Here is a 24,271-nt window from a genome sequence, read left to right as displayed (position 1 = left end):
TTTGCCTCTCGCAAAAATCGGTGTTGATATCCTGGCTGATCGCGGGCCGCACAGCGTCGCTTGCCCGAACGATCCGCTTCCCCATGTCGTCGCTCATCGCCCCAGGCTCATGACGAAGCTTACCAAGGCCATGATCAGGAAGACAAAGAACAGGATCTTGGCAATCCCCGCGGCACCCGCGGCGATGCCGCCAAACCCCAGTGCGGCGGCGATGATGGCGATAATGAAAAATACCAGTGTGTAGTGCAGCATGATAAGCACTCCTATCCGTTTATGCTGACCCAGGCCTTGTCCTGCCAGGCCTCGGGCCACCGGTTGCGACTGCGAGTCCGTTTCCCGTAGCCGTGGGCCGCCAGTGTCCGCCGATCCGTCAACGATCGGCCGCATCAAGCGACAGCCTGCAATGAAGCGTATGTCGGCCAGCGGACGCGCGATATAAGCCCAGTCCCAATAGCGTGTCAGACGATTCCTACATGCTTCCGCCGGCAGGCGCATGGTGCAGGCTCGCCGCGACCGCCGGCCGGCGGCTCAGCGCATTCCTACACCGGCCGAGGGAATCGGCTGATACGGACTGCCCGCTCGTTCACCTAGAGTCAAACCATCGCCATCGGGCATCCGCCTGGCGAGGCGAGCGCCTTCGCGGCGTGAGCCGTTTCGCCTGCGCCGTAATCGCATCGGCGGACGGGCCTCGCGCCTCGATGGCGCCGGGCGAGAAGGGGACAAGGCCGCGATGCCTTGTCATCTCGGTCAACCATGATCTTTCTAGGAGACGGAAATGAACTGGGAACGTATCGAAGGCAGCTGGAAGCAGCTCAAGGGGCGTGTCAAGGCGCAGTGGGGCGAGCTTACCGACAATGACATCGATGTCGTCAATGGCCGCCGCGATCAGCTGCTCGGCAAGCTCGAGGAGCGCTACGGCATCGCCAAGGATGAAGCCGAGCGCCAGCTCGCATCGTGGGAACGCAAGGCGAGCGACGATTGGTTCAAGTAAGGTCACCACGCGACGGCAGTGCCCGGCGATGCGCCGGGCACTTTCCTGCTTGCCCGCCCAGGACAACGATGCAAACCACGAGGCGCGCCGTATTGGGCACCCGCATCGAGACGGAGTATCGGGCACGCGCATTGCGCCTGCCTTCCCAGACTGCCAGCCGGCGGCTGGCGATGCTGGCGCTCTTGTCCTTGCTGGGGGCATGCAGCAGCTTGCCGCCGGGTGCGGATTATCCGCGCCAGGCCTCGACCGCATTCGGCCATCCTGACGCAACCCGCTTTGGCCGGCATTTCGCAGCCGCAGCGCATGCCCATCCGGGCCAATCGGGCTTTTACATTCTCTCGGCAGGCGAGGACGGGTTCCTGATTCGCATGCAGATCATCCAGGCGGCGCAACGCACGCTGGATCTCCAGTATTTCGCTTTCCATGCCGATCAGACCGGCAAGCTGCTTACCGACGCCATCCTTCATGCCGCGGATCGCGGCGTCCGCGTCCGTCTCCTGATCGATGATGGGGAAACGCTGGATGGAGACGAACAGATCGCGGCGCTCGAGGCGCACCCGAACATCCAGATTCGCTATTACAACCCCTTCCGCTACCGAGGGACCGCGCGGTTTTTCCGCGGCCTCGAGTTCATGTTCAATGCCGACCGCCTGGACTATCGCATGCACAACAAGCTGTTCGTTGCGGACAACGCGATCGCCCTGGTCGGCGGGCGAAACATCGGTGACATGTATTTCCAGATCGACCCTGACGGCCAGTATGCCGATGACGACGTCTTTGCCGCCGGCCCCATCGTGCAGCAGCTATCCAGCAGTTTCGACCGGTTCTGGAACAACCCGCTCTCCATCCCGCAGCAGGCACTCAAGGTCGATCCCGAGGCCCAGGCCGCGGGAGAACCTGACGACCTGGCGGACGATCGGATCGAAGCGGCGGGTGAGAAGTCCCAGGAACGCGTCGACGAGCGAAAGGAATTGGCGACGCATCGGAGAAAGCTCGCCGCACATCGCGAAGCGCTGAAGGATGAAGGCGTGGATTACGTCACGCGCATCGCGAGCGGGGAGCCCTTGAACGGCATCCTGTCCGGCCGTCTGCCTCTCGTGTGGGCCCGGGCGAAGCTGCTCTATGACAGCCCCGACAAGAAGGACCTGGAGCGCGGCAACATGGTCGGCAAGTTGATGTTCCCGTCGGTTTTCGACGAGGCCTCCAAAACGCAGCACGAGCTGTTGATGATCACGCCCTACCTGGTTCCTGGCGAAGATGGCATGAAATTATTCAGGATCCTGCGTGCGCGCCGTGTTCGCGTTCGCATCCTGACGACCTCGCTCGAATCCAGCACCGTGCTCCCTGCGCAAGCCGGCTACATGCATTACCGCATTCCCTTGCTGGAGGAGGGCATCGAACTGTATGAGACGCGCGCCCTGCTCGGAAGTACGCGCGGCAGCGGCGAGAAGCGCGTGATCGCCGATGCCGGCAATTTCTCCCTCCACGCCAAATTGCTCGTGTTCGATCAGAAATCGGTCTTCATCGGGTCGATGAATTTCGACCAGCGCTCCATGCACCTGAATACCGAAATCGGCCTCATCATCGACAGCCCGGAACTGGCGCATCAAGTCGCAGCGCGCTTCAACGCGATGACGCAACCCGAAAACGCCTATCGTCTGATCTTGTCGGGCGATTCCGGGCACCTTGTCTGGCGAACGCGCGTCGGCGGAAAGATGGTCGACTACGCGGAGGAACCTGCGCGAAGCCCGTGCCAGCGATTCGAGGTAAAAGCCCTGTCGCAGCTTCCACTGGATGGTGAATTATGATCAAGCTTGCCTGGCTGTTCCCCATGACGCTGCTTGCGCTCTCCCATGCCGTCTTCGCTGCCTCACCGGGGCCGGAGACCTCCGCCGAAATCGACTCCTTGCTCGCTTACATCGGGCGTTCGGATTGCCGGTTCTATCGCAATGGGAGCTGGCACGACGCCAGGACAGCCGAAGATCACGTGCGTGGCAAGTTCCTCTACTTCTCCGCGCGCCAGGAGATCCATTCAACCGAGGATTTCATCGCGCTCGCCGCAACGAAAAGCAGCCTGAGCGGGCGGCCATACCGGGTGAAATGCCCTGGCGCGCCCGAGCAGACAAGCGCTGCCTGGCTTCTCGGGGAATTGCATCGCGAACGGACGATGCGGAGCGGGGAAAAGCCTCGAGCGCGGCCCTCGATTCAGCTAGATACACCGTATCCACCTGAGCACTGAGTGCCAGCCGCACGATCGGGCGGGGAAGGCTTGCCGAAATGATGATCCCGCACCAGGCAGCCCGATGCGGGATCGTCGAGATCGTTGCGAAGGGCCGAGTGATCGGCGCGCGTCCGCAAACGGGATGACGCTCAACCAGCAAACGCAGGCCGGTCTTTACCCATGGCCATGCCCCTCGTGACGACGATGATCGAAGTGCTCATGGTCGTGGTGACGATGATGCCGTTCGCGATATCGGGGCGCATATTCATGCTCATACCAGTCATCCCGGACGAAATAGACGCGTTCGCCGCAGGCGCGAAATTCATGGCAATGCGAGCGCCAATGCCTCTCGTAGCCGGGTGGAACGTGCAAATAGACCGGCGGGCGCTCGATCGCTTCGCGCTCGAAGTAGATGGGACGGCTGTAGATGACCTCGGGGCGAGGGTAATCCCCGATGCTGATGCGCCCGTAGAAACCCGGCTCGCCCACATCGACCGACAGACCCACGTCCGCGGACGACACGGACGCCCCCGACATCGCGGACGCGGCCAGCGCCGCTGCCAGAAAGACTCGTCTCATGGCGTTCCTCCAGATAAGGCCGGGCTGGAAGGCCCGGGCCCGATTGGCAATGTGAAGGGTAATCAATCGTCCTTCTTCACCGTCAAGGTGCTGTTCACCTTGGTTACGCCTTCGGTGCTCTTGGCAATCTGAATCGCGCGTTCACGCTGCGCTTCGGTGCGGGTGTAGCCGCTCAGCGTGACAACCCCATGCGCGTCGGAGTCGACATTGATCTGCACCAGGCTGCCCATGTGCTCCAGGGCCAGCTTCGCCTTGATCTTCGAGGTGATCACGGAATCCTTGACGTAGGTCACGGGATGCGAGCGGTCGGTGTCGCCGTCGGCAGCGTGGCTCACCATGGGCGCGAGAACGAAACACGAAGTCAGGATGCCGGCGGCGATACGGGTGTTGATGGCTTTCATGATGGTCTCCTTTAACGAAATGGGAGCTTGCATGATGCTCTACAGGCCGGATGGCTTATGTAAGCCTGAACTGACAAACGTGTAGGTGCTGGCCGCTTTGTGATGCGTGGGAGCACTGGCCTTTCGGGGAAGCGGCAGCCGCTGTCTCTCCCACGAAATTCGAGTGACAGCATCCCAATGAAATCAGGGAGTTAGATTCATAGGCGCGTGCTCGCCAAGACGCGGCCCGTCTCGTCAACTAAAGCCATGTTTTTCAATCAGATAACGTCCATTTTTAAACAGGGAAGAAAGGTCGTCCCGCAAAATTCTGGTAACGCTCCTGCGGAGCGCCAAGAGCAAACCATGCGGGCCAAACTGCGTGTCATGGTGAAGACGCTGCTCAAGCGCTACAAGTATCCGCCGGACAAGCAGGAAAAAGCGACGGAGACGGTTCTGAAGCAGGCCGAGTCACTGTCGGCTGAATGGGTGGCGGTTTAGCGGCAGCCTGATCCTGGTAGCCCTGAAACGGGTGACGGGGCGTTACTCGAATTTCGGGGAAGCGGCAGCAGCTGTCGCTACCACGAAATTCGAGTAACACGGTGTCTTTAGAATCAATGACTTATCGCAGTTTCGCTCGCCCCAGCCTCGATCGGTCGTTTTTCTGCCAGAAACTTCATGCAATCAAATAGATAGCCACATGTGTTTATCGACGCATGAACCTTGCGCCGAAAAATTCTGGTAACGGCTACCGGTGTCTGCGGCACCTGTGGAGCGGAAGCGATCGGCAGCGTGGGGCAAGATTTCCACGCGTCACGACGAGGGACGGCTCTCCGGCAGGCTTCAGCTTGTGAGACGTGCAGCGGGTTTCCGACGGATAAGTGGTTAGTGCGGCAAGGATGCATGCTCAAATATTGAGCACAGTGGCCGCGCAACCCATTGTTATCAGTAAATTTTATTAACCGCTTTACTTTTTATAAATTATCGGGTTGACGCGGCTGGGCAAGCCACTAGAATTGGTGGCAACTTCGAAATTCGGCACTAGATGTTGTATTTCAAGGAGGCGGGGTAGGCTCCCGAGCGGTTACCGCCGCCCGGGAGCCTGGTGGACCTGAGGCCCAAAACGCGAGCGCAATGTACGTCGGCTAGTTCAGCGGCGTCAATAGCGCAAATATCGTGCCGAATGTCCCGTTCCCCATTTCGTCCACCCGTGTAAAGGAGCCATCATGGTTCGTAAAACGAGCACGAAAACGGTGAATCGGGATTCCGGGACCGGTCAATTCGTAACCGAACGTTACGCTAAGACCCACCCCAAGACCACCGAAACCGAGAAGGTGCGGGTTCCCATGAACCCTAAGCCTAAGAAGCCCTAAACAGGGCGATGGCAGGCTTCGGCCTGCCATCCCATCTTTTCGAACAACGGATGCCCTGCCGCCGGCGGCAGGACTGTCTGCCCATTCGTTTCCGACTGGGCTCAAGGGGGCTACCCCGGAAAGGTTGCGATGACAATTAGAGAGACAACACGAGTGCAGCTGTCGGCGCAAGCCGCAGATTATCTTGAACGCCTTGCGGCGGAACTTGACGTTCCCCCCGGCCGGTACGAACAGGCCGAGGATCGCTACCTATCAGTAGCCAACTGGCTGGGGCGGGATGCGTCGACGCTGAAGGACTTCTCGCCGGACGTGTACGTCCAGGGCTCGTTTCGGCTGGGCACGCCCATCCGCCCGGTGAATGGCGAGGAACACTACGACATTGATCTCGTCTGTGAACTCGGCCTTAGTATGGACACGTTGAGCCAGCAGGACCTCAAGGAGCGATTCGGGTACGAGATCCAGTTGTATGCCGAAGCGCACGGGATGAAGAAGGGCATGTCCGAGGGGAGGCGGTGTTGGACGCTCGAATATGCTGACGACGCCCAGTTCCACCTGGACGCCTTGCCCGCTCTTCCGGATGGTGCGCGGATGCTTGGGCTCCTGGGGGACACCGAGGCAGATCCCCGGTGGGTACAGACCGCGATCGCCATCACGGACAACGAGCACCCGCGATACCTTGACGTCAGCAGGGATTGGCCGCGCAGCAATCCAAAGGGGTACACGAACTGGTTCCGCAGTCGCATGACGGAGAGCTTCAAGTCCCGCCGGGAAGGTATGGCCCTGAACATCAGGGCGAATGTCGAGGATATCCCCGATTACAAGGTCAAAACCCCGCTGCAGCAGGCTGTCCAAATCCTGAAGCGGCACCGCGACATCATGTTCGCCGACGACCCGGATGACAAGCCGATCTCGATCATCATCACAACGCTGGCTGGTCTTTCTTATAACAACGAAGCGCACGTGGGGCACGCCGTATTGGCAATTCTCGACAGGATGGCCAGCCACATCGAGGACCGAGCGGGTGTCACGTGGATCGCCAACCCTTCGGACCCGTCTGAAAACTTTGCCGACCGCTGGCAAAAGTACCCCCGGCGCAAAACGATGTTCTACCGGTGGCTCGCCCAAGCCCAGGCCGACTTCGCGGAACTGGCAGCCCATACTGGTCGCGACGGGTTGGCCACAGTGGCGGCCAGGCTGCTAGGCAGCAGCGTTGCGACGGCTGCAAAATCGAATGGCGGCGCCGTCCCCAGGCTGCCGTTCGGCCGGGACATCAGCGCGTTTTGGGCCCGGCACAAGCAGCAAGCGCCTTGGCCGCAGGTCAGGCAAGGCACTGTCTCCCTCCAAGAAGCGTGGATTGTCCGGAACGGGTATCGGCGTGAGCGCTTCAGGTCTAACGGTCCGGACCTGCCCAAGCATGCCAAGCTGACCTTCAAGGCCAAGACCGACGTGCCGGCACCGTACCAGGTGTTCTGGCAGGTCGTGAATGAGGGCCCTGAGGCCGCTGCGGTCTCGGGTGGCCTGCGCGGCGGGTTTGATGCTGGAACAGTGGAGAGAGGCGCCATTACGCATCAGGAAGCCACGTTGTATGCCGGCTCGCACACTATCGAGTGCTTCATCGTGAAGGACGGCTACCTCGTCGCCCGCAGTGGCGCATATATCGTGAACATCGGCTGAGCAGGTGGCGCTTTGAGAAAAATCCTCTCGATCGATGGTGGCGGAATCAAGGGCGTGTTCCCGGCAGCATTCCTGGCAAAGCTCGAGGAAGACCTGCCGGAGCCCATCGGAAGCTACTTCGACCTCATAGCGGGCACGTCCACGGGCGGGATCATCGCGTTGGCACTCGGGGCCGGTTACCGGGCCCGGGAGATCCTGGAGTTCTACGAAAAGTATGGGCCAGGCCTCTTCGCCAATAACGGCTTGGCTGCCAGGGCCAAGCACTTTTTAACTCGAAAGCACTCTGCGGACGGGCTCAAAGCGGCCCTGCTGGCCCAGTTCGGCGACCGCAAGCTTGGCGACAGCGTGACGCGCCTGGTTATCCCGTCCCAGAACCTTGAGACGGGAAAGGTGTACATCTTCAAAACCGCCCATCATGAACGGTTCCAGGAAGACAGGAAGCGTGACATGGTCGACGTCGCGCTGGCCACGTCCGCGGCTCCAACGTTTCTTCCGACCCACAAGCTTCCCGGTGGCACGGCGCTCATCGATGGGGGCATCTGGGCGAACGATCCCGCGGGTGTCGCTGCCGTTGAGGCGGTCGGCATCCTGGGGTGGAATCCACGAGACGTGCACATGCTTAGCCTCAGCTGCACGGCCTCGCCCATGAAGCTGAACGGTGACGGGTGGTTGGCGGCGGGCAAGCTCTCCTGGGCAGCAAAGCTGCTAGATGTTGTGAGCGCGGGGCAGTCCTCTGGCGCACAGGGCACCGCGGCGGTCCTTCTCGGAGGGCACGATCAGATCAACCGCATCGCACCGCAGGTCGCAGCCGGGACCTTCGAGCTGGACAACGCACGCGGCATATCCAGGCTCAGGGGGCTTGGCGAGTCAGAGGCGAGAGAGGCCCGGCCCAAGCTAGAGCGGTTTTTCAGGGAAGTTGCAGCGCCGTTCACACCCCTGCCAGCAATCGGGGCTTGGGCGCAGAGGCCGCCGTCTCCGGAGAGATCAGAGGCGGCTTGAAGAGCGTGATCGCAATTTGTTCTCATGACGCATATGTCAGGTCTTCGGCCAAAGCTGCCAGCTGCGCCCAGAGCCGGGGCCGCCCGCTATAGGTAGGTAACCGGACGGTCGTCTCCAAGAATCTCGCGAATGGCTGCTCCGAGCGCGACTGGATTCACGACAAAGGCCGCGCTCACCGGTTCGTCCGGCGTTGAACGCTTGTGTCCTGCTGGACTCGCTGCGCAGCGACGCCGGAGGCAAATAGGAAGCTTCTAGATCCTGGTCAAGAACTCATGGCCCGGCAGCGATGAGCAACGTGTCTCCATTCCAGTTGCGACCATTCTCCTCGACTTCTTCCGCCATCCCGACGTTTCGCGTCACGATCCGCTCACGAAACTCGGTGACGGTAGGTCGCAGCATCGCGAGCGCTTCGCTGTAGCGGTCGGTCGTGCCGGGAAAACCTATCAGGGGGAGCCGCGCGATGCGCTGCCACGCGACGGTGCCGACCCATAAGGGTGCGCCAGAGGGTTCAAGCGATGCCGCGGTCGGCCACACGCGCAGAATGAGCTGCTCACCCGGACGCAGCCTGGGGTCGCCGGCATGGACCATGACCAGCGCCTCGGAACGGCCATCATGAAGTTGTGGCAGCACGGGAAGCCGATCAATGGGAGCATGGGGCAAGAGCCATTGCAGGGCGGCGCGCGGAGAAAGCAGCAGCGGCACGTGCCACCCCTGCGAGGAAAGCGCCTGCTTCAAGACATCCAGGCGTCCCGCCCACTGGATGTTCAATGGTTGCGCCATTTCGCCTTGCAGGTCCAGGCGATACGCGGGCACTTGCGACCCCGAGTCCCACCAAGCCTGTTCGCTGATGTGCTCAGCCGCGACCTTCACAACGTAGCGGTCGAGGTCCGCCGCAAGCCGATCGTGAATGTGCCAAGTTGCTGCAGTGAGAAACGCCACGAGGCCGACGACCGGCAGCCACGGAATGGGGGCATCGCTTCCGGCATGGCGTCCGCGGGCAATCGCCAGCACAGCAACCCACGCTGTCCCCAGTCCGATTCCCGCAATGACGTCGGCCAGCCAATGCGCACCAAGGTAAAGGCGCGAGAACGCGATTCCGCTGACCAGCATGACCGCCAACGCGTAAGGAATCCAGCGCGTGCGCGCCGACAGGCTGCGGGCACTCAGCACCGCCAGGAAGCCATAGATCACCGTACTCAGCGTGGTATGACCGCTCGGAAAACTGTAAGCGTCCGTTCCGGTATAGAGAGCGACAGGCCGGGGAAAGTGCAGCGTCATCTTCAGCGAAACGACCGCGAGCGCACCGAATCCAGCGGCGGCCAGCCAGTACCGTGCATCGCGCCACACACGTTTCCACGCTAGCCAGGCGAGCACTGCGAGAAGGACCGGGATGACCACGGCAGCGTCTCCCATCTCGGTCAGGGCCGTCATGATCAAGTCGCCAGCGGGCGTGCGCAGCCCCTGCAAGAGGTGAAACAAGGATTGGCCCGCGTAGACCAAGGGGTCCAGGCCCACGACGTCTTCGAGGACGCCAAAGAACAACCAGCCCGAGCCGATCAAAAGCGCGAGCCATGCCAGCAACGGGCGAGAAACCGGGCGTTCCGGATCCAGCAGATCGCCGACCAGCCAGGCCAGGCGAGGATGGCCTTGGCTCCAGTTCATCGCCTTGGCCGCCCAGCCGTTGGCGTGGGGCGCAACCCACCGGTAAAGCGAACGCGCGCCCCACATGACGATCCAGACGAACGCGAGAAGCGCACTTAGCCCAAGAGTCAGCCGGCCCGCAACCTGGCCGGCCAGCGCGAGCGAGGCGCCGAAAGCCATTCCCGGGATCAAATGGGCCGGCGCCCAGGCGAGTGCCGAGAGCGCGTTATAGGCATAAAAGCGCCCTGGCGACATACCCAGCATCCCGGCTACGACGGGCACGACAGGTCTAACGGGCCCGACGAAGCGCGCCAGCATGATGCTCTTGCCCCCGTGGCGCCTGAAGAACGCCTCGCCACGTTCCAGCAACTCCGGATGGCCGCGAACGAAGCGAAGGCGCGTGAATCGGCGCGAATAGCGGTGCCCAATCCAGTAGCTCACGCCGTCGCCGACGATCGCGCCCCCGACGGCCCAACACAGCGTGCTCCAAAACGGCAGCGCGCCGACGCCCACGAGCGCACCTGCACCCAGCATCACGATGGCGCCGGGGACGAGCAGTCCGATGAATGCCAAAGACTCTGCACAGGCAACCAGGGCCACCAGCAGTCCGGCAAGCGTGGGGTGGCTCCCCGTCCAATGAACCAGGTCCAGGACGATGTTCGTCACAGACTCTCCGTCGCGATCATGGAAGGAAGAAGGAGATCAAGGAGTCGGCATTCTACTTGGGCGGGTGCACGGGGTTGCCGGCCGGCGGTCCTTGATCGAGGCGACAGGGTACGCCGCATCATGTGGCGTGACGGAAACCGCCTCCTCGATCGACGAATCCTCTTCGGCAAGCAGCCATCGCATTCCCGGGGCCGCCTCTGATCCGCGTGTTCATTCCCGCGCCCAGCCGCGGCGGATCAGGCTCGCACACACCATCCGGTAAAGCGGTTGCAGGCGTCTGGCCAAGGGCTCGGCGAATCGCGCGTCGAGGCGGCGCATCAAGCCCGCGCTGAACAGGCCAACAACCGAGGCGCCCAGCATGTCCGCCGGAAAATGCACGCCAAGGTAGATACGCGCCCAGGCCACCGGAAGGCCGAGCAGGGCAAGGCTCCAGCCCGCCAACCTTGTCTGTTGGTGCAGCGCGAGGTTGGTTGCGACGGCCCAGATCAGGGTCAGGTGATCGCTCGGGAACGAGCTGTCCTGGACATGCTGAATCAAGGTCCGTCCAATGCCGGCTTCAAACGGCCGCGGGTGGTACCACGCCAAGCCAATGATTTGGTTAAGGAGCAGCCCCGTCAAGCCGGCGGCAGTCGCACTGAGCAGCGCTTCCCTCGCTGCCGTGGAGCCGCGCAGCCAGCCGAGCACGAGACCCAGCGGCACCAGCCAGATCACATCCTCCGCGAGCAGGCGCGCAACGTCTACTGTCCTGGGCGAGGCGTGCGGGCCCGCGTTCAGTAGCAAAAAGATCGCTTGACTCAGATGCTCCATCGGCATTCCCATTCCAATTCTTGTAGCCTGACTCCCCTCGCCAAACCCGTTCCCGCAGTCGACTCATCGACGCCATTTCGTTCCGCATGGGCGACGGTCACTTGCCCCTTCGGTTCAACATCTGACTCACACTCCAACGCCGCCGCAGGCGCCATAGCATCGCCAGGCCGAGCAGGCCGGGCACCCCGAACGCGACGGGCAGGACGCGCTTGGACTCGACCACCGGCTTGCGCTTCACATGAAAGTCGAGGAAGGGGCTGGTGATGATGTGCGGCGTATTGCGTTCGACGGCGCTGATCACGACCCGATAGTCGCCCGCCTGGATCAGGCGCATCGGCCATGGCACGGTGATCTGCTCACCTGGCGCGAGCGAGGCCCGCGTCACCGCCTTGTGAGCGCTCCAGTCTTCCAGATCGACGGGCTGCTCGTGGCCCGGGTCGACCTGGACCAAGCTGATCCAGGCCACGATTCCCTGCGCCGGTGCGCTGCTGTTGTTGCGGATGACGCTCACGAAGTTCATGTGGTCCCCCATCTGCGGCGTCGCCGGGTTGGAGGGATCTGCCGACAGACTGATGTCCATAGGTTGTTCCACCGCCCACGCGCTTGCGGTGCCGAGCGTCAGCAGGCACGCAAAAAGCCAAAGCGAGATTCGTTTCATCACGGCCTCCTAGATTTCGACTGTGCGCACGCTGCGCCCCGCGAACCACAGGGTCAGTCCCAGCCAGATCAGCGTGACGGCGAACCGGCCCAGCTGCATGGAGAATGGCTGGGAATCGATGACCACGCTGTCGAAGCTGTTGACCGCCGCCGAGAACGGATTGACCGCGTCGAACGCCTTGCCGATCGCACTTTGTCGCAGGCCCGGCCCGAGAAGCAGAGGACTGGCGAGGAGCATGAGGGCGATCAAGGCGGTGATCAGGGCGGCCCGCACGTTGCCGAAGCGCGCCGACAGGCCGAGCGAGAAGAATCCGAAGCCAAGCACGACAGGCGTACCCAAGAGTGCGAGGTACACGACGGCCTCCACAAGGTTCTGGCCGCTGCTGCCGACCGCCCACAAATAGGGCAGGCTGAGAGCATAGGTCACGACCCAGGCCACCACCTGCCCACCCATCTTGCCGAACACGATGTCTCCGGTGGAAACCGGCGTCAGCAACAGGGGCACGAGGCTGCCGCGCTCTTTTTCACCGGCAATGGCATCGCTGCCCAGCACCACCGCCAGCAAAGCGCCCAAGGCCGTGATGGTCCCCATGACCATGTACACCACCTGCGCGTTGTCCAGCAGGCTCAGTTCGGTGTTACTGACGAAGAGTAGGCTGAAGACGGAGAGGATTACGCTCAAGGCCAGCAGCCAGGCCAGCCCGCGTCCGCTCTTGAGCAACTCTCCGCTTTCCTTGCGTGCGATCAGACCAATGCTTGTCATGCTGCAGCCTCCGTCGTCGTCAGGTTGAGATAAAGATCCTCCAGACCGCCGCCTTCCCTGTGGATTTCGCTGACGGCCCAGCCGGCACCGAGGAGTTCTCGCCACGCGTCCTGCGGCGACACTCCGGATCCGATATCCAGATGCCACCACTGGCCCTCTTGGGCAACGACTCGGATTCCAGACGCAAACTCGGTTCGGGGCGGCGGCGCGAGGAGACGCAAACGGTAGCGCAAAGCCGCCTGCCGGCTCGCCAGCAGTTCGGACAGGCTGCCTTCGACCACGGTCTTGCCCTGATTAAGAACGCCGATGCGCGTGCAGAGGCGATCGACATCGTCGAGAAGATGAGTGCACAGGAGAACGCCCACGCCGTTTTCCCGCGCCAGTCCAAGGAGCATATCGTGAATTTCGCGTCGCCCGCGGGGATCGAGGCCGTTCGTCGGTTCGTCGAGCACCAGAAGCTTGGGGCGATTGAGCAGCGCGCGTGCCAGCCCGAGACGTTGTTTCATGCCGCGCGAATAAGTGCCGATGGGGTCCGCATTCTTCGCATCCAGACCGACCTGCGCCAGATGCGACGCGATCTCGCCTGCGGCAAGCGCACGGCCATAGAGCTCGGCAAACCACAGCAGATAGTCCTGCGCGCTCATCCAGTCATAGAAGCCCGCCTGCTCGGGAAGCACGCCGATCTGACGATGCACATCCCGGCGCTGCGTCCATGGGTCCATGCCCAGTACGGAGACGCTGCCAGAGGACGCCCGCCGCAGGCCGTTCAACACGGACATGGTCGTGCTCTTGCCCGCCCCGTTCGGGCCCAGGAGCCCATAGATGTCCCCGGGTTGCATGTGCAGGTTCACGCCGGCGAGGATGCGGCGGTGGTGCAGTGACAACTCCAGTCTATCGATCTCGATCAACATCGCTGTTCCCCTTCGGTCTGGTCGGAGAGACTCACGAAGCAGGCGCGCGGACCCAGGCACGTGCCCGGGTCCTGCCGCCCTGCTACTTCTTCATTTCCTCCTTTTTCTCCTGGGCTCGCGTTTCCTTGCGCTCTTCCTTCTTGTTTTCCGAGCGTTCTTCTTTCTTTTCGGCCTTCTTGGTTTCCTTTGTGTGGCGCACCGGCTGGTGTTTGGCCGCCACCGCAGGCTCGCCGGACGGCGCCGCGGCGTTCGCGGCAAACGCGGGCAAGCCCGAAACCGCGAGGCATCCGGCTAGGAGGGGAAGCAGAAATCTGGTGTTCATCTCGAATCCTTTCGCAAAAGGCACGCGGACATTCGCGCAGTTGGAAGCGTATCGATTAAAAGTTAGGCCAGAATTAGGCCAGCCAGAATCCCGATTCGGGTAAGGGGTAGGCGCCAGTATTCCGAGCGATCGCTGCACGGATGAGGCCCAGACGAGCGCCACTGGGGCAAAATTGGCGGACGTCGCGTCGTCGGTCCGAACGGCCGGTCAATACCAAGGCGGCCCGGGTGGCGCGGTTCATCCCGACAAGTTCCGGGCATCTGGAACACTGCGAGGACAAGCAGAACGTCGGCCGCAACGTCATCGTGCATCGAGCCAAGCCGCGTTGGCGCATCACACTGGGAAATTGCACCGGCTAACTGTCGCCTAATTCTCGATCGCTATCTTGACCCTCGCGCGAATGTCCGCGTGTTCAAGGAGCGATCATCGTGAAACGCAAAGCCTATCTGGCGGCGCTTGCCGCCTTCTCCACCGCAGCCGTCGTTGGCACTGCCGTCGCGGCCAAATCCTCGGGAAACGACGCACTGGCGATTTTGAACGCAGGAATCAGCCTGCAGCAGGCTGTCAGCGCAGCCGAACAGCATGTAGGGGGCAAGGCCTCGCGTGCCGAGTACGAGCGCCACAAAGGACAGGGAGTATTCGAGGTCGAAGTCGTGAATGGCACCTCGGTGACGGACGTGAAGGTGGATGCCGGAAACGGCAAGGTTATCGAGGCGACGGCCGATACTGTCGATCATGACGGCGACGGCGACCACGAAGACTGAACCCGGTCGGAGCCTGGCTCCGGCCTTTTTCCATTTCCGGGGAGCGCGCATATGAACAACACGAGGACGGCCGCAAGGCAGGACCTGCTCAACAAGGTTCCCGAGGCCATTCTGTTTTTCTGGATCATCAAGATCCTGGCCACCACGGTCGGCGAGACCGCCGCCGATTTTCTGAACTTCAACCTCAATTTCGGCCTGAGCTGGACATCCGTGGTGATGGCCGGTCTGTTGGCGATTTCACTGGCCGCCCAGCTGCGCGCCAGGCGCTACGTGCCCTGGCTGTACTGGCTGACGGTCGTCCTGATCAGCGTCGTCGGGACGCTCATCACCGACAACCTCACCGACAACTTCGGCATTCCGCTCGAGGTCACCACCGCGGCCTTCAGCCTGGCCCTGATGGCGACCTTCGCTGTCTGGTACGCCAAGGAGCAGACGCTGTCGATCCACACCATCTACACGCGCGGCCGGGAACTCTATTATTGGGCAGCGATCCTCTTCACGTTCGCACTCGGGACGGCGGCGGGCGACCTGGTCGCGGAGCGTATGAATTTCGGCTATGCCAATTCGGCGCTGATGTTCGGCGGCATGATCGCGGCAGTGACCTTCGCCTACTACGCCTTCAAGGCCAATGCCGTGCTGGCGTTCTGGATCGCCTACATTCTGACTCGGCCGCTTGGCGCCTCGTGCGGCGACTACCTGTCACAGCCGGCGAACAACGGCGGACTAGGGCTGGGCACGGCGCAGACCAGCATGCTCTTTCTTGCTGCCATCACCACCCTGGTGGTTTATCTGACCCTGACCCGCAAGGATTCGACCGAAAAAAGGATTGCACAATGAGCATCAAGACCGAAGAAGTCCTGACCAAGGTACCGGAAGTCACCCTCGGCTTCTGGATCATCAAGATCCTCGCCACCACGCTCGGCGAAACGGGCGGCGATACGCTGTCCATGTCGATGCACCTGGGCTACCTGCTCAGCACCGTCGTGTTTGCCGGCATCTTCCTCGCGGCGGTGATCGTCCAGATCCGGGCGAAGCAGTTCCATCCCGTGGTCTACTGGACCACCATCATCGCAACGACAACGGTAGGCACCACGCTGGCCGATTTCGCCGACCGTTCGCTAGGCATCGGCTACACCGGCGGCGTTGCGCTGCTGTTCAGCCTGCTCATAGGCTCGCTGGCGGTGTGGTACCGTACCCTCGGTTCCGTTTCGATCAATACTGTGGGTTCGCCGAAGTCCGAGCTGTTTTACTGGGTGACGATCATGTTCTCGCAGACGCTGGGCACCGCGCTCGGCGACTGGACGGCGGACACTGCCGGGCTCGGCTACGAAGGCGGCGCGATCGTGTTTGGCGTTTTGCTGGCGCTGGTCGCTGCGGCTTACTACAGGACGAAGATATCTCACACCGTCCTGTTCTGGGCGGCGTTCATCCTGACCCGTCCGTTGGGCGCCGTGGTCGGCGATTTCCTGGACAAGCCGATCCAGGCCGGCGGACTGGACCTGAGCCGTTTCGCCGCCTCTGCGGTACTGCTTGCAGCCATCGCCCTCTCCGTCGCCCTGTTCCGGCAACGTCCGGCACGGCTGAGCCACTGAGGGATGCGGACCAACGGGAAAGGCGGGCATGCGTATTTTGCTGGTTGAAGACGATCCCATGATCGGCGAGGCGGTTTCCACGGCATTGAAGGACGCCGCCTACGCCGTCGACTGGGTGCGTGACGGCAAGTCGGCATCGCGTGTCCTCGAGGCGGCCGAGCATCAGGCCGTCCTGCTCGATCTCGGACTACCGGAGCGCGATGGCCTGGAGGTGCTGCGCCGCCTGCGCGAGGCGGACCGCACCCTGCCCGTCATCATCGTCACTGCGCGCGACAGCGTCGACGACCGCATCCAGGGACTCGATCTGGGCGCCGACGATTATCTGGTCAAGCCGTTCGACGTCAACGAACTGCTCGCGCGCATGCGCGCCGTGATCCGCCGCCAGGGCGGCCAGGCGGCGCCGATTCTCGGCAACGGCCGTATCAGCCTCGATCCGGCCACCCGCGAGGCGACCTGCGGTGACCGGACGGTGACGCTCAGCGCCCGCGAGTTTGCGCTCCTGCAGGCCCTGCTGCTGCGGCCCGGCGCGATTCTGACCCGGGCCGAGCTGGAAGAACGGATCTACGGCTGGAACGAGGAGGTCGAGAGCAATGCCGTGGATTTCCTGATCCACGGCGTGCGCCGCAAGCTCGGCCAGGACGTGATCAAGAACGTGCGCGGCGCCGGCTGGCGGGTGGACAAGGCATCGTGAACCGCTCGCTGCAGCGCCACCTGTCGAAGATGCTGGCCGGGGCCGTGCTGGCTTGCGGCGTGATTGCGACCGCGGTGGCGTTCTATTTCGCTTACGCCGAAGCGCAGGAATTCCAGGACGATGCACTACGGCAGATCGCCGCGCTGAGCGCCGGCGGCCCATCCGAAATCCGGCAGCTCGATGCTGCCAGCAAGGCCGTCGAAGACCCCGAATCGAGAATCCGCGTGGTCCGTCTTCCCGGCGGGCCGCGCCCGGCGTGGTTGCCGCCGGACATCGCACCGGGCTTTCGCACGCTCGCCGGAAGTGACGGGCAGGAAGCCATGCGGGTGTTCGTCCGTGACACGGGAACGGGCAACCGCCTTGTCGTCGCGCAAGCGACCGACAGCCGCAATGAGATCGCTCTCAACAGCGCGCTGCGCACGCTGATCCCGCTGTTGCTGCTGCTGCCGCTGCTGATCGGGCTGATCGCGTTCATCGTGCGCGGCGAATTCGCGCCCATCCTGCGGCTTGCAGAGGAACTCGACCAGCAGGCGGCCGAACGCCCGACGTTGCTGCCCCGGCATGATCTGCCGGGCGAAATCGCGCCTTTTGTCGACGCCATCAACCGGCTCCTTGCGCGCGTCGACGCGATGATCGCCGAGCAGCGCCGGTTCGTTGCCGATGCCGCGCATGAGCTGCGCACGCCGCTCACGGCGCTCTCGCTCCAGGCGCAGAACCTCGCCCAGGCAACGTCGCCGGCCGACATGCGCGAGCGCCTGGTCCCCCTCCAGGCGGGAATCGAGCGTGCCCGCAGGCTGACGGTGCAACTGCTTGACCTGGCGCGGCTCCAGGCCAGCGAAGCAGCATGGACCGACGTAGATGTGCAGGCATTCGCACGCGAACTGATCGCCGAGTTCCATCCCGTGGCAGAGGCCCGGGGAATCGATCTGGGCATAGAGGACGCCGGATTAAAGTCGATGCGGTCCGATCCGCGGGCGCTTGGCCTGATCGTCCGCAATGCGCTGGAAAACGCTCTCAAGTACACGTCGCGTGGCGGCGAGGTGACGCTCCGCCTGCGACGCGATGGCGACCAGGCCTTGATCGAGGTGGTCGACACCGGCCCGGGCATTACGGAGGCCGCGCTGCAGCACGCCTTCGATGCATTCCATCGTTTATCTAACGACGGGGAAGGCAGCGGCCTTGGCCTGGCGATTGCGCGGGAGGCCGCGGTCCGGCTGGGGGGAACGGTGATGTTGAGGAACCGCAAGGACCGGACGGGGCTCGTGTTTTGCTACGCGCAGCCTCTTGAACCAAGCGGCTAGGCAGTTTGCATGTCCCGCGGTGGCTGGGTTGACCGAGGATTCGTCGGCAATTTTCGTTCGCCTGGCGGCGGATTAGAGCGCATCCAACTGAGCACCGGCTTCACCATATGACCAGCCCATCAGGTTGAGCTGCCTCGCCGTCGCGCCCTCGGTCCAAGGGGTCGTTTAGCCACCCCATCAGTCCACTGCGCCTGACAAGCCCGCCAGTCGCCCAAACGCGTGGTGCTCTTTCGGCGGGATCCCCAGCGTCCGTTCAGGGCACAACATCAGCCGTTCAACTATGCCAATGCCACCGGCCGCTTCGGCCGATAATCAGCCGGTCGGAATTGAACAGGCCAAGGTCGGTTCCTCGGCCAGAGCTGCCGGAGGTCGGCTATGCGCGGCACACCAGTCGTTGAATAGACACTCAAGCTGAACGGCAGCTCCCCAAGGCTAGCTCATAGGCAATCCCGGACTTGCTGCGTTGTCGTTCATTGTCGTTTTTACGACAATGAACGACAACGCGTGGCTAGTATGGTGGTCGCACCGACGTCCGGTTCTCGGCCAAAGCGGCGGGTCAGGCTGACCGCGCCATATGTCAGGTCTCGCTCCGGAAAGCCGCGGGGGCGAGTCACTTTCTTTCAGGGCGTTCTGACGCCCGCGGAATCCGGCACGGGTTTGGACATTGCGTGCTACTGCGGGCAGGCTGGTCAGCCGCAACAACCACCCTTGGCTGCCCCCGAAGTTGGCGGGCAAGGTGGCGTTTCCGAGGTAGTGCCGCAGCAGGATGCCGCGGCTTTGTGCGGTGGCGATGCCGATACGATCATCTCGCTGGCCGCCATCAACCCGGCTTTGATGAACTGCTCTTCCGGAGTCGTCTCGTAGGTACGCCCGCCGACTTCTAGCGTTCGGCACTCCGAGTCGCCGCACACCGAGCAGCAACGGCTCATGCCAACGGCAGCGCCGAGCCACTCCTCGATGGTTTTGCCAGCGATCCACACCCGGTTGGACTCCGAGGTATCGGCCTTGAACGCAGCTTCGTCGAGCTCCTTCGTTTCGAGCACGGGATCGATTCCCAATGGCCGCAGCGCAGCGGCGAGCTTGGTCACCGCCGCTTCGAGTTCGCGGCTCGTTTCCTCACAGCGGACACAGGTGGCTCCGCCCTTGACGAAACGCTTCCACACGATAGGCATCGGCTTCATCTCGCTCTCCTGTCGATTAGTGCAGCGACCATCCCAGGCGTGCCCGGGAATGACCTAGCAGCAACCGCCACAACACGAACCCTGCTTGACCGCCTCAATCGTGGCAGAGACGACAAAGTCTGTGACGTTCTGCCCCGGCGCCCAGTCCTTGATGAATTCCTTCGACTCGCCCTTCGGCTGGATGCGGATCTGCTCGAATCCCGCGTCGCGCATCATCTCTTCCAGATCCTCGATGAGCGAGGCGTTGCCCATGCACCCGGCGATGAGCCCTGCGTCATTGCGCATCTCTTCGGGGAGCTCAACGGTTGCGACCACGTCGGAGATCGCCAGCCGCCCCCCCGGCTTGAGCACGCGGAAGGCGTCGCGGAAGACCTGCGGCTTGTTGGGCGACAGGTTGATGACGCAGTTGGAAATCACAACATCGGCGACACCGTCCGCGATGGGCAGGTGTTCGATCTCGCCAAAACGGAACTCCACGTTTCCATACTGCCCCTTCACGGCGTTCGCGCGTGCTTTGGACACCATGTCCGGGGTCATGTCGACGCCAATCACATGGCCGCTGCTGCCTACCTCGCGAACAGCAAGGAAGCAGTCGAAACCGCCGCCCGAGCCCAGGTCGACGACCGTTTCACCCGGCTTGAGCGCGGCAATGGCCTTGGGGTTGCCGCAACCGAGGCCCATATCCGCCCCTGCGGGCGCCATTGCAAGGTCAGCTTGGCTGTAGCCGAGACGCGTGGAGATGAGCGTGTTGATAGCGCTATCGTCGCTAGTGCCGCAGCAACTCGTGGCACAGCCGCTGCTTTTCCCCTCATTATTGGCCTTTGCGACCTGGGCGTATGCCTCCCTCACGTTTTGGCGATGCTCATCGTGATTTGTAGGCACAGCCCTGCGCCCAGCGGTGGCCTGCATCAACGTCAACTTCGGGGGGTGGCCGACGACGTCGTCGAGTGGTGCTGGAAGTCCAAGCCAGGTGGCGGTCAGCAAGCCGGCACTCGCATGCGTGCGGTGAGTCTTTCTCGGTCAAGAGCATCCTGGCGACGTCCTGCTTAGATTTTGTTTTGGAAGTAGCCGATGAGGCTATTTTTAGCGCCAATGTTCTGTCGGCGGGCTAGCTCGTGATTGGATTTTGTGACATTATTAAAAGATGGATGTAAAATCTCGTCACCAGGTAATCAAGCGGCTGCAGGCGGACCTTCCCCGTGGAGCACCATTCGACTTAGCCACCCTAGCGTCGCTTGGGGTATCGCCACAGCTCGCCGCACGTTATGCGGAGGGGGGCTGGCTCGTACGCTTGGCTCAGGGCGTGTATGCCTTCCCCAACGACAATTTCGGGGTTTACGGTGCGCTGAAGTTCCTGCAGCAGCGCGTGCCCGGCCTGCACGTCGGTGGCAAGAGCGCACTCGCACTGCAGGGTGTGCGGCACAACGTGGGTAGCCGCGACACTCAGGTGTTGTGGGGGGGTACCCGCTTCGCACTTCCGGCCTGGTTCTTGTCGCGCTTTCCGGCACGCTACGTCCACGCCAGCCTGTTCGATTGGCCAGATGCCACGCTAGCCAGCAAGACTTTGGTCACGCCTCCAGGTTTGCCCGAAGGATTGCACGTGGCGATTTCCGAACGCGCAGTGCTGGAAATGCTGTACGAAGCCGGAACCAAGCAAAGCCTGGAAGAGGCGCGCAATCTCTTCGACGGTTTGCGCTCGCCCCGCAAGGAACTGCTGGGCCATCTGCTGTCCTGCTGTACGAGTGTGAAGACCGTGCGGCTGTTCCTCACCTGGGCGCGCGAGACCGGGGTGGTGGACGTCGATGAGCTGCTGGCGCGGCATCCCCTGCGCACAGGCAGCAAAAAGCGCTGGATGAGCCGGCTCGCCGACGGCTCCTTGTTGAGCCTGAACCAGCATGGATAAGAACTACGCCGATACCGTACGCCTGCTGCTGGCCGTCGCGCCCGAGGTCTTCGCCAATAACATCTTCGCGATGAAAGGCGGCACGGCGATCAACCTGTTCGTGCAGAACATGCCCCGCCTGTCGGTGGACATCGACGTGGTGTATCACCCTTGGCAAGTACAGCGCGAGGAGGCGCTGAATGCAATCAATGGCGAACTGGCCGCCATCGCACAGCGGGTCGCGCCGCTCGGCATGCAGGCACGCCTCGTTCGCAGAAAGGATCTCGGCGACACCAAGCTGATCGTCGAGAACGAGGTCAGTCAGGTCAAGATCGAAGTGAACGCGGTCTTCCGCGGCACGGTGTTGCCGGTCGAAAGCAAGCCGCTGACTGCCGAGACCAGCGACCTGTTCGGTGTCGAGTTCGAGGCGCCGATTCTTGCGCGTGACGAGCTGTATGCGGGCAAGCTGGTGGCGGCACTGGATCGACAACACCCTCGCGACCTGTTCGATGTTTGGCAGCTCTATGAATCGGGCGGCCTTGGCGACGGCATTGTCGAGTGCTTCGTGCTCTACCTAGCTGGGCACAACCGGCCACCGCATGAAGTCCTGTTCGGCAAACTGCCCACGCGAATATCCTCTTTGCCTACGGAGTTCGTCGAAGTTCGAGCACGAGTCGGTCTTGGCGCCAAGCGGGCCGACCTCGGCGAGCAGGGCGTCGACAAGGGACTTAGCTTGCCCTGCGTGGCGCTGGCTGTGCTTGTTGAGGAATGCGACAGCGACGCCTACGAGATGGGTTACGGGTGAGTCGGGATGGATAGGGACCTTCTCGACGCGGATCAGCTCGAGGTTGACGAGGGATGCTCCAGCCTCATGCAGGGATTCGAGCCCAGCTTTGAGCAGGGAGAGGTGTCCGGCTTCAAGCTGGGATAGATCGCATGAGACCGAGGTGGCAGCGTTGTCGCCGTTTGCGAGCGGCAGGTTGCAGCCGGCGTTGGAGAGAAACACCCCGGAGCTTTTCAGGCTCTTGAGGGCGAGCACTGCAGAGTAAAGCTTGCCGATAGGGCTGTCTTTGATCTCGTCGGCAGTCTTGGCTGTCCGCATCTTCTTCGCCGGGGCAGCCAGGCGGGTCAGGTTGCTCCACTCCCACTCGCCGCGGTCCTTCTTCTTGACCTGGTAGATGCGGATGGAAGAGGGATCCGTTGCGGAGTCTAGCTCGGCGACATCCTGGACGGCCTCGAAGAGGATCAAGAAATCATCAGCCCCACTTTCTTCGAGCTCGAACATTCGGGAGAGCGCCCACGCCCGCTGGAAGTCCACACCCTTCTGGTTGTGGCCTCCGCCAGTCTCGGCCAAGTCCTTGTCGCTGGCAACGCGAAACACCTCTTCGATGTTGCTGCTTCCCATCGTCTTGTGGTTTCCCCCTTGGGGATCGGATTATCCACGCATTTTGGATTCGTTGGGAACATACGGGTATCAGGGTTAGCATCGCAGGTAATTACGGGCGGAGTTCTTGATCTTGCGCCCGTAGAACCGTCAACCTCCCGCGCGGCGTCGTGCCGGCACCTGTGTCCAGGAAGAAATGCGACCGGTGCAGGACAGGCTTCTGGACATAGGAGTGGCCGGCAAACGTAAGTCCAACACCGGTTTCCCACTCCATGCCCGGCACAGCCAGGTATGCGCCCCGGTCGGTCAGCTCCTGGCGCGGGACCTGCCTCAGTAGCCGCCTGCTCCAAAGCAAGGCTTCCATCTGGTTGTCATCCGTTACGAACGGGAGCCTCGCATCGTCCACCAAGGGCAGCGGGTCGCCATAGCTGCCGAAAACCCCTCGATCTGCATGCGCCATCCAAAAACCCGACTCGCCCTCGACGCGCAGCACCAGAGGGGCGTCCTGGATCTTCGGGAGCAGTACCGCCCGCAGATAGGCGAGATCCTCTTCGCTGAGCCTGTAAATCCAGTCCTGCCCCGTTTCCCGGGCAGCGGCTTCCCCGTACGGTGCGGCGTACTGGTACTCCAGGAAGAGCGGCAGGTCATCTTCGTGATTACCCCGGACAAAGTAGAACCACGGCTCCGTGATCAGCTTGAGTGTGCCGAATGAATCGGGTCCCCGATCGATCAGGTCACCGGTGCAGAAAAGCCGGTCGCGTGATCGGTCAAAGCCGAGCCGCTCAAGCGCATCAAGAAGCTCCGCGCCGTGCCCGTGCAGATCCCCGACCACGAAATCGGCACCATGCGTATTGGGCGGATAGCTCTTAAAGAAGACCATATGACTTCGCCGGTGGTCTGTGCGGGAAGGAACCCCTGTAAGGCGCACACTCGTAATCGCCGCTTTCGAGCTGGCTCCATGGGGATGGATTCGGGCGGGTGACCGCGCCGCGCATGGCGCCAGGGGGGATCATCGCTTCCTCCGGTTTTCGCCGATGAATCGCAGCCAATCCCATGCATACGCGCACTCGGTTTCCCCTTCGATCACCGGCACCGAGCTTCCGGTCATCCATTGGTCAAAATTGGCACGTGCAGGTTGCGGTATGTCGCTCATTCGCACGTAGGAAACGTTCCCATCACGGCATATCGGGACATTGAGCGGATCGGGCCGACGCGGCAACCGCTCCCGCCCGCTGAGTGCGGACGCAATCGCACGGCCGACGAGATCCCAGACGGTCGCGCTCCAACGGGGGTAGCGACGAACGGTTGAGCGGATCGATCCCGGAAGGTCATCGGCGTACAGGACGCAGTCGTAATCTGGTGTGGCATCCCCCCAGCGCACGTTGCTGATGTGCAGTTCACCCAGTTGGCGCTCCGGGCCCCGTCCACCTGGGACAAGTACTAGTCTGACCTTCAGCATTCTTAATCCTAAGTTAGGGTTGTCGGACGGTGATGA

At 62.4% G+C, this 24,271-nt stretch carries 26 protein-coding genes and 1 pseudogene; 13 read left to right on the top strand and 14 right to left on the bottom strand.

The window, feature by feature from the left end; all coding sequences use genetic code 11:
• Positions 1-93 precede the first annotated feature (93 nt).
• Positions 94-252 (bottom strand): DUF1328 family protein, encoded by a 159-nt coding sequence (locus VA613_RS07065; protein ID WP_324781158.1) that lies wholly within the window; start codon positions 250-252, stop codon positions 94-96.
• 523 nt (positions 253-775) lie between these two features.
• Here VA613_RS07065 and VA613_RS07060 point away from each other — a divergent pair.
• The 3 genes from VA613_RS07060 (at position 776) to VA613_RS07050 (ending at position 3,230) form a co-directional block, all read left to right on the top strand.
• Complete coding sequence (locus VA613_RS07060; protein ID WP_324781157.1) at positions 776-991, top strand: CsbD family protein; 216 nt, start codon at positions 776-778, stop codon at positions 989-991.
• 92 nt (positions 992-1,083) lie between these two features.
• Entirely contained in the window at positions 1,084-2,799 is a 1,716-nt protein-coding gene (locus VA613_RS07055) for a phospholipase D family protein (protein ID WP_324781156.1), read from the top strand.
• Complete coding sequence (locus tag VA613_RS07050) at positions 2,796-3,230, top strand: YfeK family protein (RefSeq protein ID WP_324781155.1); 435 nt, start codon at positions 2,796-2,798, stop codon at positions 3,228-3,230. The genes VA613_RS07055 and VA613_RS07050 overlap by 4 nt, the downstream gene beginning before the upstream one ends.
• Before the next feature lie 156 nt (positions 3,231-3,386).
• On the opposite strand, the gene VA613_RS07045 is transcribed toward VA613_RS07050, so the two are convergent.
• Both VA613_RS07045 and VA613_RS07040 read right to left on the bottom strand, forming a co-directional pair.
• A complete protein-coding gene (locus VA613_RS07045; protein WP_324781154.1) occupies positions 3,387-3,791 on the bottom strand; it encodes a hypothetical protein in 405 nt (134 codons plus the stop codon).
• Between the two features lie 62 nt (positions 3,792-3,853).
• A complete protein-coding gene (locus tag VA613_RS07040) occupies positions 3,854-4,192 on the bottom strand; it encodes a BON domain-containing protein (protein ID WP_324781153.1) in 339 nt (112 codons plus the stop codon).
• A gap of 342 nt (positions 4,193-4,534) precedes the next feature.
• Between VA613_RS07040 and VA613_RS07035 the strand changes: the two genes are divergently transcribed.
• From VA613_RS07035 to VA613_RS07025, 3 genes are all read left to right on the top strand, one after another.
• Entirely contained in the window at positions 4,535-4,669 is a 135-nt protein-coding gene (locus tag VA613_RS07035; RefSeq protein WP_324781152.1) for a type I restriction enzyme endonuclease domain-containing protein, read from the top strand.
• 1,025 nt (positions 4,670-5,694) lie between these two features.
• Positions 5,695-7,215 carry a nucleotidyltransferase gene (locus VA613_RS07030; protein ID WP_324781151.1) on the top strand — a complete coding sequence of 507 codons (1,521 nt, stop codon included), beginning with the start codon at positions 5,695-5,697 and terminating at the stop codon, positions 7,213-7,215.
• Between the two features lie 12 nt (positions 7,216-7,227).
• Entirely contained in the window at positions 7,228-8,214 is a 987-nt protein-coding gene (locus VA613_RS07025; protein WP_324781150.1) for a CBASS cGAMP-activated phospholipase, read from the top strand.
• 270 nt (positions 8,215-8,484) lie between these two features.
• Here the strand turns inward: VA613_RS07025 and VA613_RS07020 are convergent, their stop codons facing one another.
• From VA613_RS07020 to VA613_RS06995, 6 genes are all read right to left on the bottom strand, one after another.
• On the bottom strand, positions 8,485-10,521 hold the full coding sequence (locus VA613_RS07020) for a bifunctional DedA family/phosphatase PAP2 family protein (protein WP_324781149.1): 2,037 nt from the start codon (positions 10,519-10,521) through the stop codon (positions 8,485-8,487).
• 210 nt (positions 10,522-10,731) lie between these two features.
• Complete coding sequence (locus tag VA613_RS07015) at positions 10,732-11,328, bottom strand: undecaprenyl-diphosphatase (RefSeq protein ID WP_324781148.1); 597 nt, start codon at positions 11,326-11,328, stop codon at positions 10,732-10,734.
• 97 nt (positions 11,329-11,425) lie between these two features.
• Complete coding sequence (locus tag VA613_RS07010) at positions 11,426-11,986, bottom strand: COG1361 family protein (protein WP_324781147.1); 561 nt, start codon at positions 11,984-11,986, stop codon at positions 11,426-11,428.
• Between the two features lie 9 nt (positions 11,987-11,995).
• Positions 11,996-12,748 carry an ABC transporter permease gene (locus tag VA613_RS07005; protein ID WP_324781146.1) on the bottom strand — a complete coding sequence of 251 codons (753 nt, stop codon included), beginning with the start codon at positions 12,746-12,748 and terminating at the stop codon, positions 11,996-11,998.
• On the bottom strand, positions 12,745-13,659 hold the full coding sequence (locus VA613_RS07000; protein ID WP_324781145.1) for an ABC transporter ATP-binding protein: 915 nt from the start codon (positions 13,657-13,659) through the stop codon (positions 12,745-12,747). Before VA613_RS07000 ends, VA613_RS07005 begins: the two co-directional genes overlap by 4 nt.
• A gap of 82 nt (positions 13,660-13,741) precedes the next feature.
• A complete protein-coding gene (locus tag VA613_RS06995; RefSeq protein WP_324781144.1) occupies positions 13,742-13,981 on the bottom strand; it encodes a hypothetical protein in 240 nt (79 codons plus the stop codon).
• 428 nt (positions 13,982-14,409) lie between these two features.
• Here VA613_RS06995 and VA613_RS06990 point away from each other — a divergent pair, with 428 nt between their 5' ends.
• From VA613_RS06990 to VA613_RS06970, 5 genes are read left to right on the top strand one after another with little or no spacing between them, the layout of a single operon-like run.
• A complete protein-coding gene (locus tag VA613_RS06990) occupies positions 14,410-14,745 on the top strand; it encodes a PepSY domain-containing protein (RefSeq protein ID WP_324781143.1) in 336 nt (111 codons plus the stop codon).
• 51 nt (positions 14,746-14,796) lie between these two features.
• Complete coding sequence (locus tag VA613_RS06985; protein ID WP_324781142.1) at positions 14,797-15,582, top strand: COG4705 family protein; 786 nt, start codon at positions 14,797-14,799, stop codon at positions 15,580-15,582.
• Positions 15,579-16,337: a COG4705 family protein gene (locus VA613_RS06980; RefSeq protein ID WP_324781141.1), complete on the top strand. Its 759-nt coding sequence runs from the start codon at positions 15,579-15,581 to the stop codon at positions 16,335-16,337. The genes VA613_RS06985 and VA613_RS06980 overlap by 4 nt, the downstream gene beginning before the upstream one ends.
• 28 nt (positions 16,338-16,365) lie before the next feature.
• Positions 16,366-17,028, top strand: a complete 663-nt coding sequence (locus VA613_RS06975) for a response regulator transcription factor (RefSeq protein WP_324781140.1) — start codon at positions 16,366-16,368, stop codon at positions 17,026-17,028.
• Complete coding sequence (locus VA613_RS06970) at positions 17,025-18,329, top strand: sensor histidine kinase (RefSeq protein ID WP_324781139.1); 1,305 nt, start codon at positions 17,025-17,027, stop codon at positions 18,327-18,329. The genes VA613_RS06975 and VA613_RS06970 overlap by 4 nt, the downstream gene beginning before the upstream one ends.
• A gap of 689 nt (positions 18,330-19,018) precedes the next feature.
• On the opposite strand, the gene VA613_RS06965 is transcribed toward VA613_RS06970, so the two are convergent.
• Together VA613_RS06965 and VA613_RS06960 are read right to left on the bottom strand one after the other, a co-directional pair.
• Positions 19,019-19,510 (bottom strand): DUF2703 domain-containing protein, encoded by a 492-nt coding sequence (locus VA613_RS06965; RefSeq protein ID WP_324781138.1) that lies wholly within the window; start codon positions 19,508-19,510, stop codon positions 19,019-19,021.
• A gap of 54 nt (positions 19,511-19,564) precedes the next feature.
• Positions 19,565-20,419 carry an arsenite methyltransferase gene (locus VA613_RS06960; protein ID WP_324781227.1) on the bottom strand — a complete coding sequence of 285 codons (855 nt, stop codon included), beginning with the start codon at positions 20,417-20,419 and terminating at the stop codon, positions 19,565-19,567.
• A gap of 235 nt (positions 20,420-20,654) precedes the next feature.
• On the opposite strand from VA613_RS06960, the gene VA613_RS06955 reads away from it, so the two are divergent.
• Positions 20,655-21,413, top strand: a complete 759-nt coding sequence (locus tag VA613_RS06955; RefSeq protein ID WP_324781137.1) for a type IV toxin-antitoxin system AbiEi family antitoxin domain-containing protein — start codon at positions 20,655-20,657, stop codon at positions 21,411-21,413.
• Positions 21,406-21,993: pseudogene (locus VA613_RS06950) on the top strand (nucleotidyl transferase AbiEii/AbiGii toxin family protein); the annotation flags it as partial. The gene VA613_RS06955 and the pseudogene VA613_RS06950, both read left to right, overlap by 8 nt.
• Here VA613_RS06950 and VA613_RS14955 read toward each other — a convergent pair.
• The 3 genes from VA613_RS14955 to VA613_RS06940 all read right to left on the bottom strand — a co-directional run bounded on the left by VA613_RS14955 (position 21,967) and on the right by VA613_RS06940 (position 24,235).
• Positions 21,967-22,677, bottom strand: a complete 711-nt coding sequence (locus tag VA613_RS14955) for a dsDNA nuclease domain-containing protein (RefSeq protein ID WP_407702882.1) — start codon at positions 22,675-22,677, stop codon at positions 21,967-21,969. The pseudogene VA613_RS06950 and the gene VA613_RS14955 overlap by 27 nt on opposite strands.
• 211 nt (positions 22,678-22,888) lie before the next feature.
• Positions 22,889-23,656, bottom strand: coding sequence for a metallophosphoesterase (locus VA613_RS06945; protein ID WP_324781136.1), 768 nt, complete (start codon positions 23,654-23,656; stop codon positions 22,889-22,891).
• Positions 23,657-23,785: 129 nt separating this feature from the next.
• Positions 23,786-24,235 (bottom strand): hypothetical protein, encoded by a 450-nt coding sequence (locus VA613_RS06940; RefSeq protein ID WP_324781135.1) that lies wholly within the window; start codon positions 24,233-24,235, stop codon positions 23,786-23,788.
• Positions 24,236-24,271: the final 36 nt, after the last annotated feature.

Source organism: Thiobacillus sp. SCUT-2 (genome assembly GCF_035621355.1).
GTDB lineage: Bacteria > Pseudomonadota > Gammaproteobacteria > Burkholderiales > Thiobacillaceae > Thiobacillus > Thiobacillus sedimenti.
This window is presented reverse-complemented; position numbering and strand designations above follow the sequence as displayed.

Bases quoted from the DNA above. Each gene is read 5' to 3' on its own strand.
- VA613_RS07010 (WP_324781147.1), bottom strand. From the start codon at position 11,986: ATGAAACGAATCTCGCTTTGGCTTTTTGCGTGCCTGCTGACGCTCGGC.
- VA613_RS07050 (WP_324781155.1), top strand. From the start codon at position 2,796: ATGATCAAGCTTGCCTGGCTGTTCCCCATGACGCTGCTTGCGCTCTCC.
- VA613_RS07045 (WP_324781154.1), bottom strand. From the start codon at position 3,791: ATGAGACGAGTCTTTCTGGCAGCGGCGCTGGCCGCGTCCGCGATGTCG.
- VA613_RS06985 (WP_324781142.1), top strand. From the start codon at position 14,797: ATGAACAACACGAGGACGGCCGCAAGGCAGGACCTGCTCAACAAGGTT.
- VA613_RS07035 (WP_324781152.1), top strand. From the start codon at position 4,535: ATGCGGGCCAAACTGCGTGTCATGGTGAAGACGCTGCTCAAGCGCTAC.
- VA613_RS14955 (WP_407702882.1), bottom strand. From the start codon at position 22,677: ATGTTCGAGCTCGAAGAAAGTGGGGCTGATGATTTCTTGATCCTCTTC.
- VA613_RS06940 (WP_324781135.1), bottom strand. From the start codon at position 24,235: ATGCTGAAGGTCAGACTAGTACTTGTCCCAGGTGGACGGGGCCCGGAG.
- VA613_RS06975 (WP_324781140.1), top strand. From the start codon at position 16,366: ATGCGTATTTTGCTGGTTGAAGACGATCCCATGATCGGCGAGGCGGTT.
- VA613_RS07060 (WP_324781157.1), top strand. From the start codon at position 776: ATGAACTGGGAACGTATCGAAGGCAGCTGGAAGCAGCTCAAGGGGCGT.
- VA613_RS06995 (WP_324781144.1), bottom strand. From the start codon at position 13,981: ATGAACACCAGATTTCTGCTTCCCCTCCTAGCCGGATGCCTCGCGGTT.
- VA613_RS07005 (WP_324781146.1), bottom strand. From the start codon at position 12,748: ATGACAAGCATTGGTCTGATCGCACGCAAGGAAAGCGGAGAGTTGCTC.
- VA613_RS07000 (WP_324781145.1), bottom strand. From the start codon at position 13,659: ATGTTGATCGAGATCGATAGACTGGAGTTGTCACTGCACCACCGCCGC.
- VA613_RS06960 (WP_324781227.1), bottom strand. From the start codon at position 20,419: ATGCAGGCCACCGCTGGGCGCAGGGCTGTGCCTACAAATCACGATGAG.
- VA613_RS06955 (WP_324781137.1), top strand. From the start codon at position 20,655: ATGGATGTAAAATCTCGTCACCAGGTAATCAAGCGGCTGCAGGCGGAC.
- VA613_RS07015 (WP_324781148.1), bottom strand. From the start codon at position 11,328: ATGGAGCATCTGAGTCAAGCGATCTTTTTGCTACTGAACGCGGGCCCG.
- VA613_RS06965 (WP_324781138.1), bottom strand. From the start codon at position 19,510: ATGAAGCCGATGCCTATCGTGTGGAAGCGTTTCGTCAAGGGCGGAGCC.
- VA613_RS07065 (WP_324781158.1), bottom strand. From the start codon at position 252: ATGCTGCACTACACACTGGTATTTTTCATTATCGCCATCATCGCCGCC.
- VA613_RS07040 (WP_324781153.1), bottom strand. From the start codon at position 4,192: ATGAAAGCCATCAACACCCGTATCGCCGCCGGCATCCTGACTTCGTGT.
- VA613_RS06980 (WP_324781141.1), top strand. From the start codon at position 15,579: ATGAGCATCAAGACCGAAGAAGTCCTGACCAAGGTACCGGAAGTCACC.
- VA613_RS06945 (WP_324781136.1), bottom strand. From the start codon at position 23,656: ATGGTCTTCTTTAAGAGCTATCCGCCCAATACGCATGGTGCCGATTTC.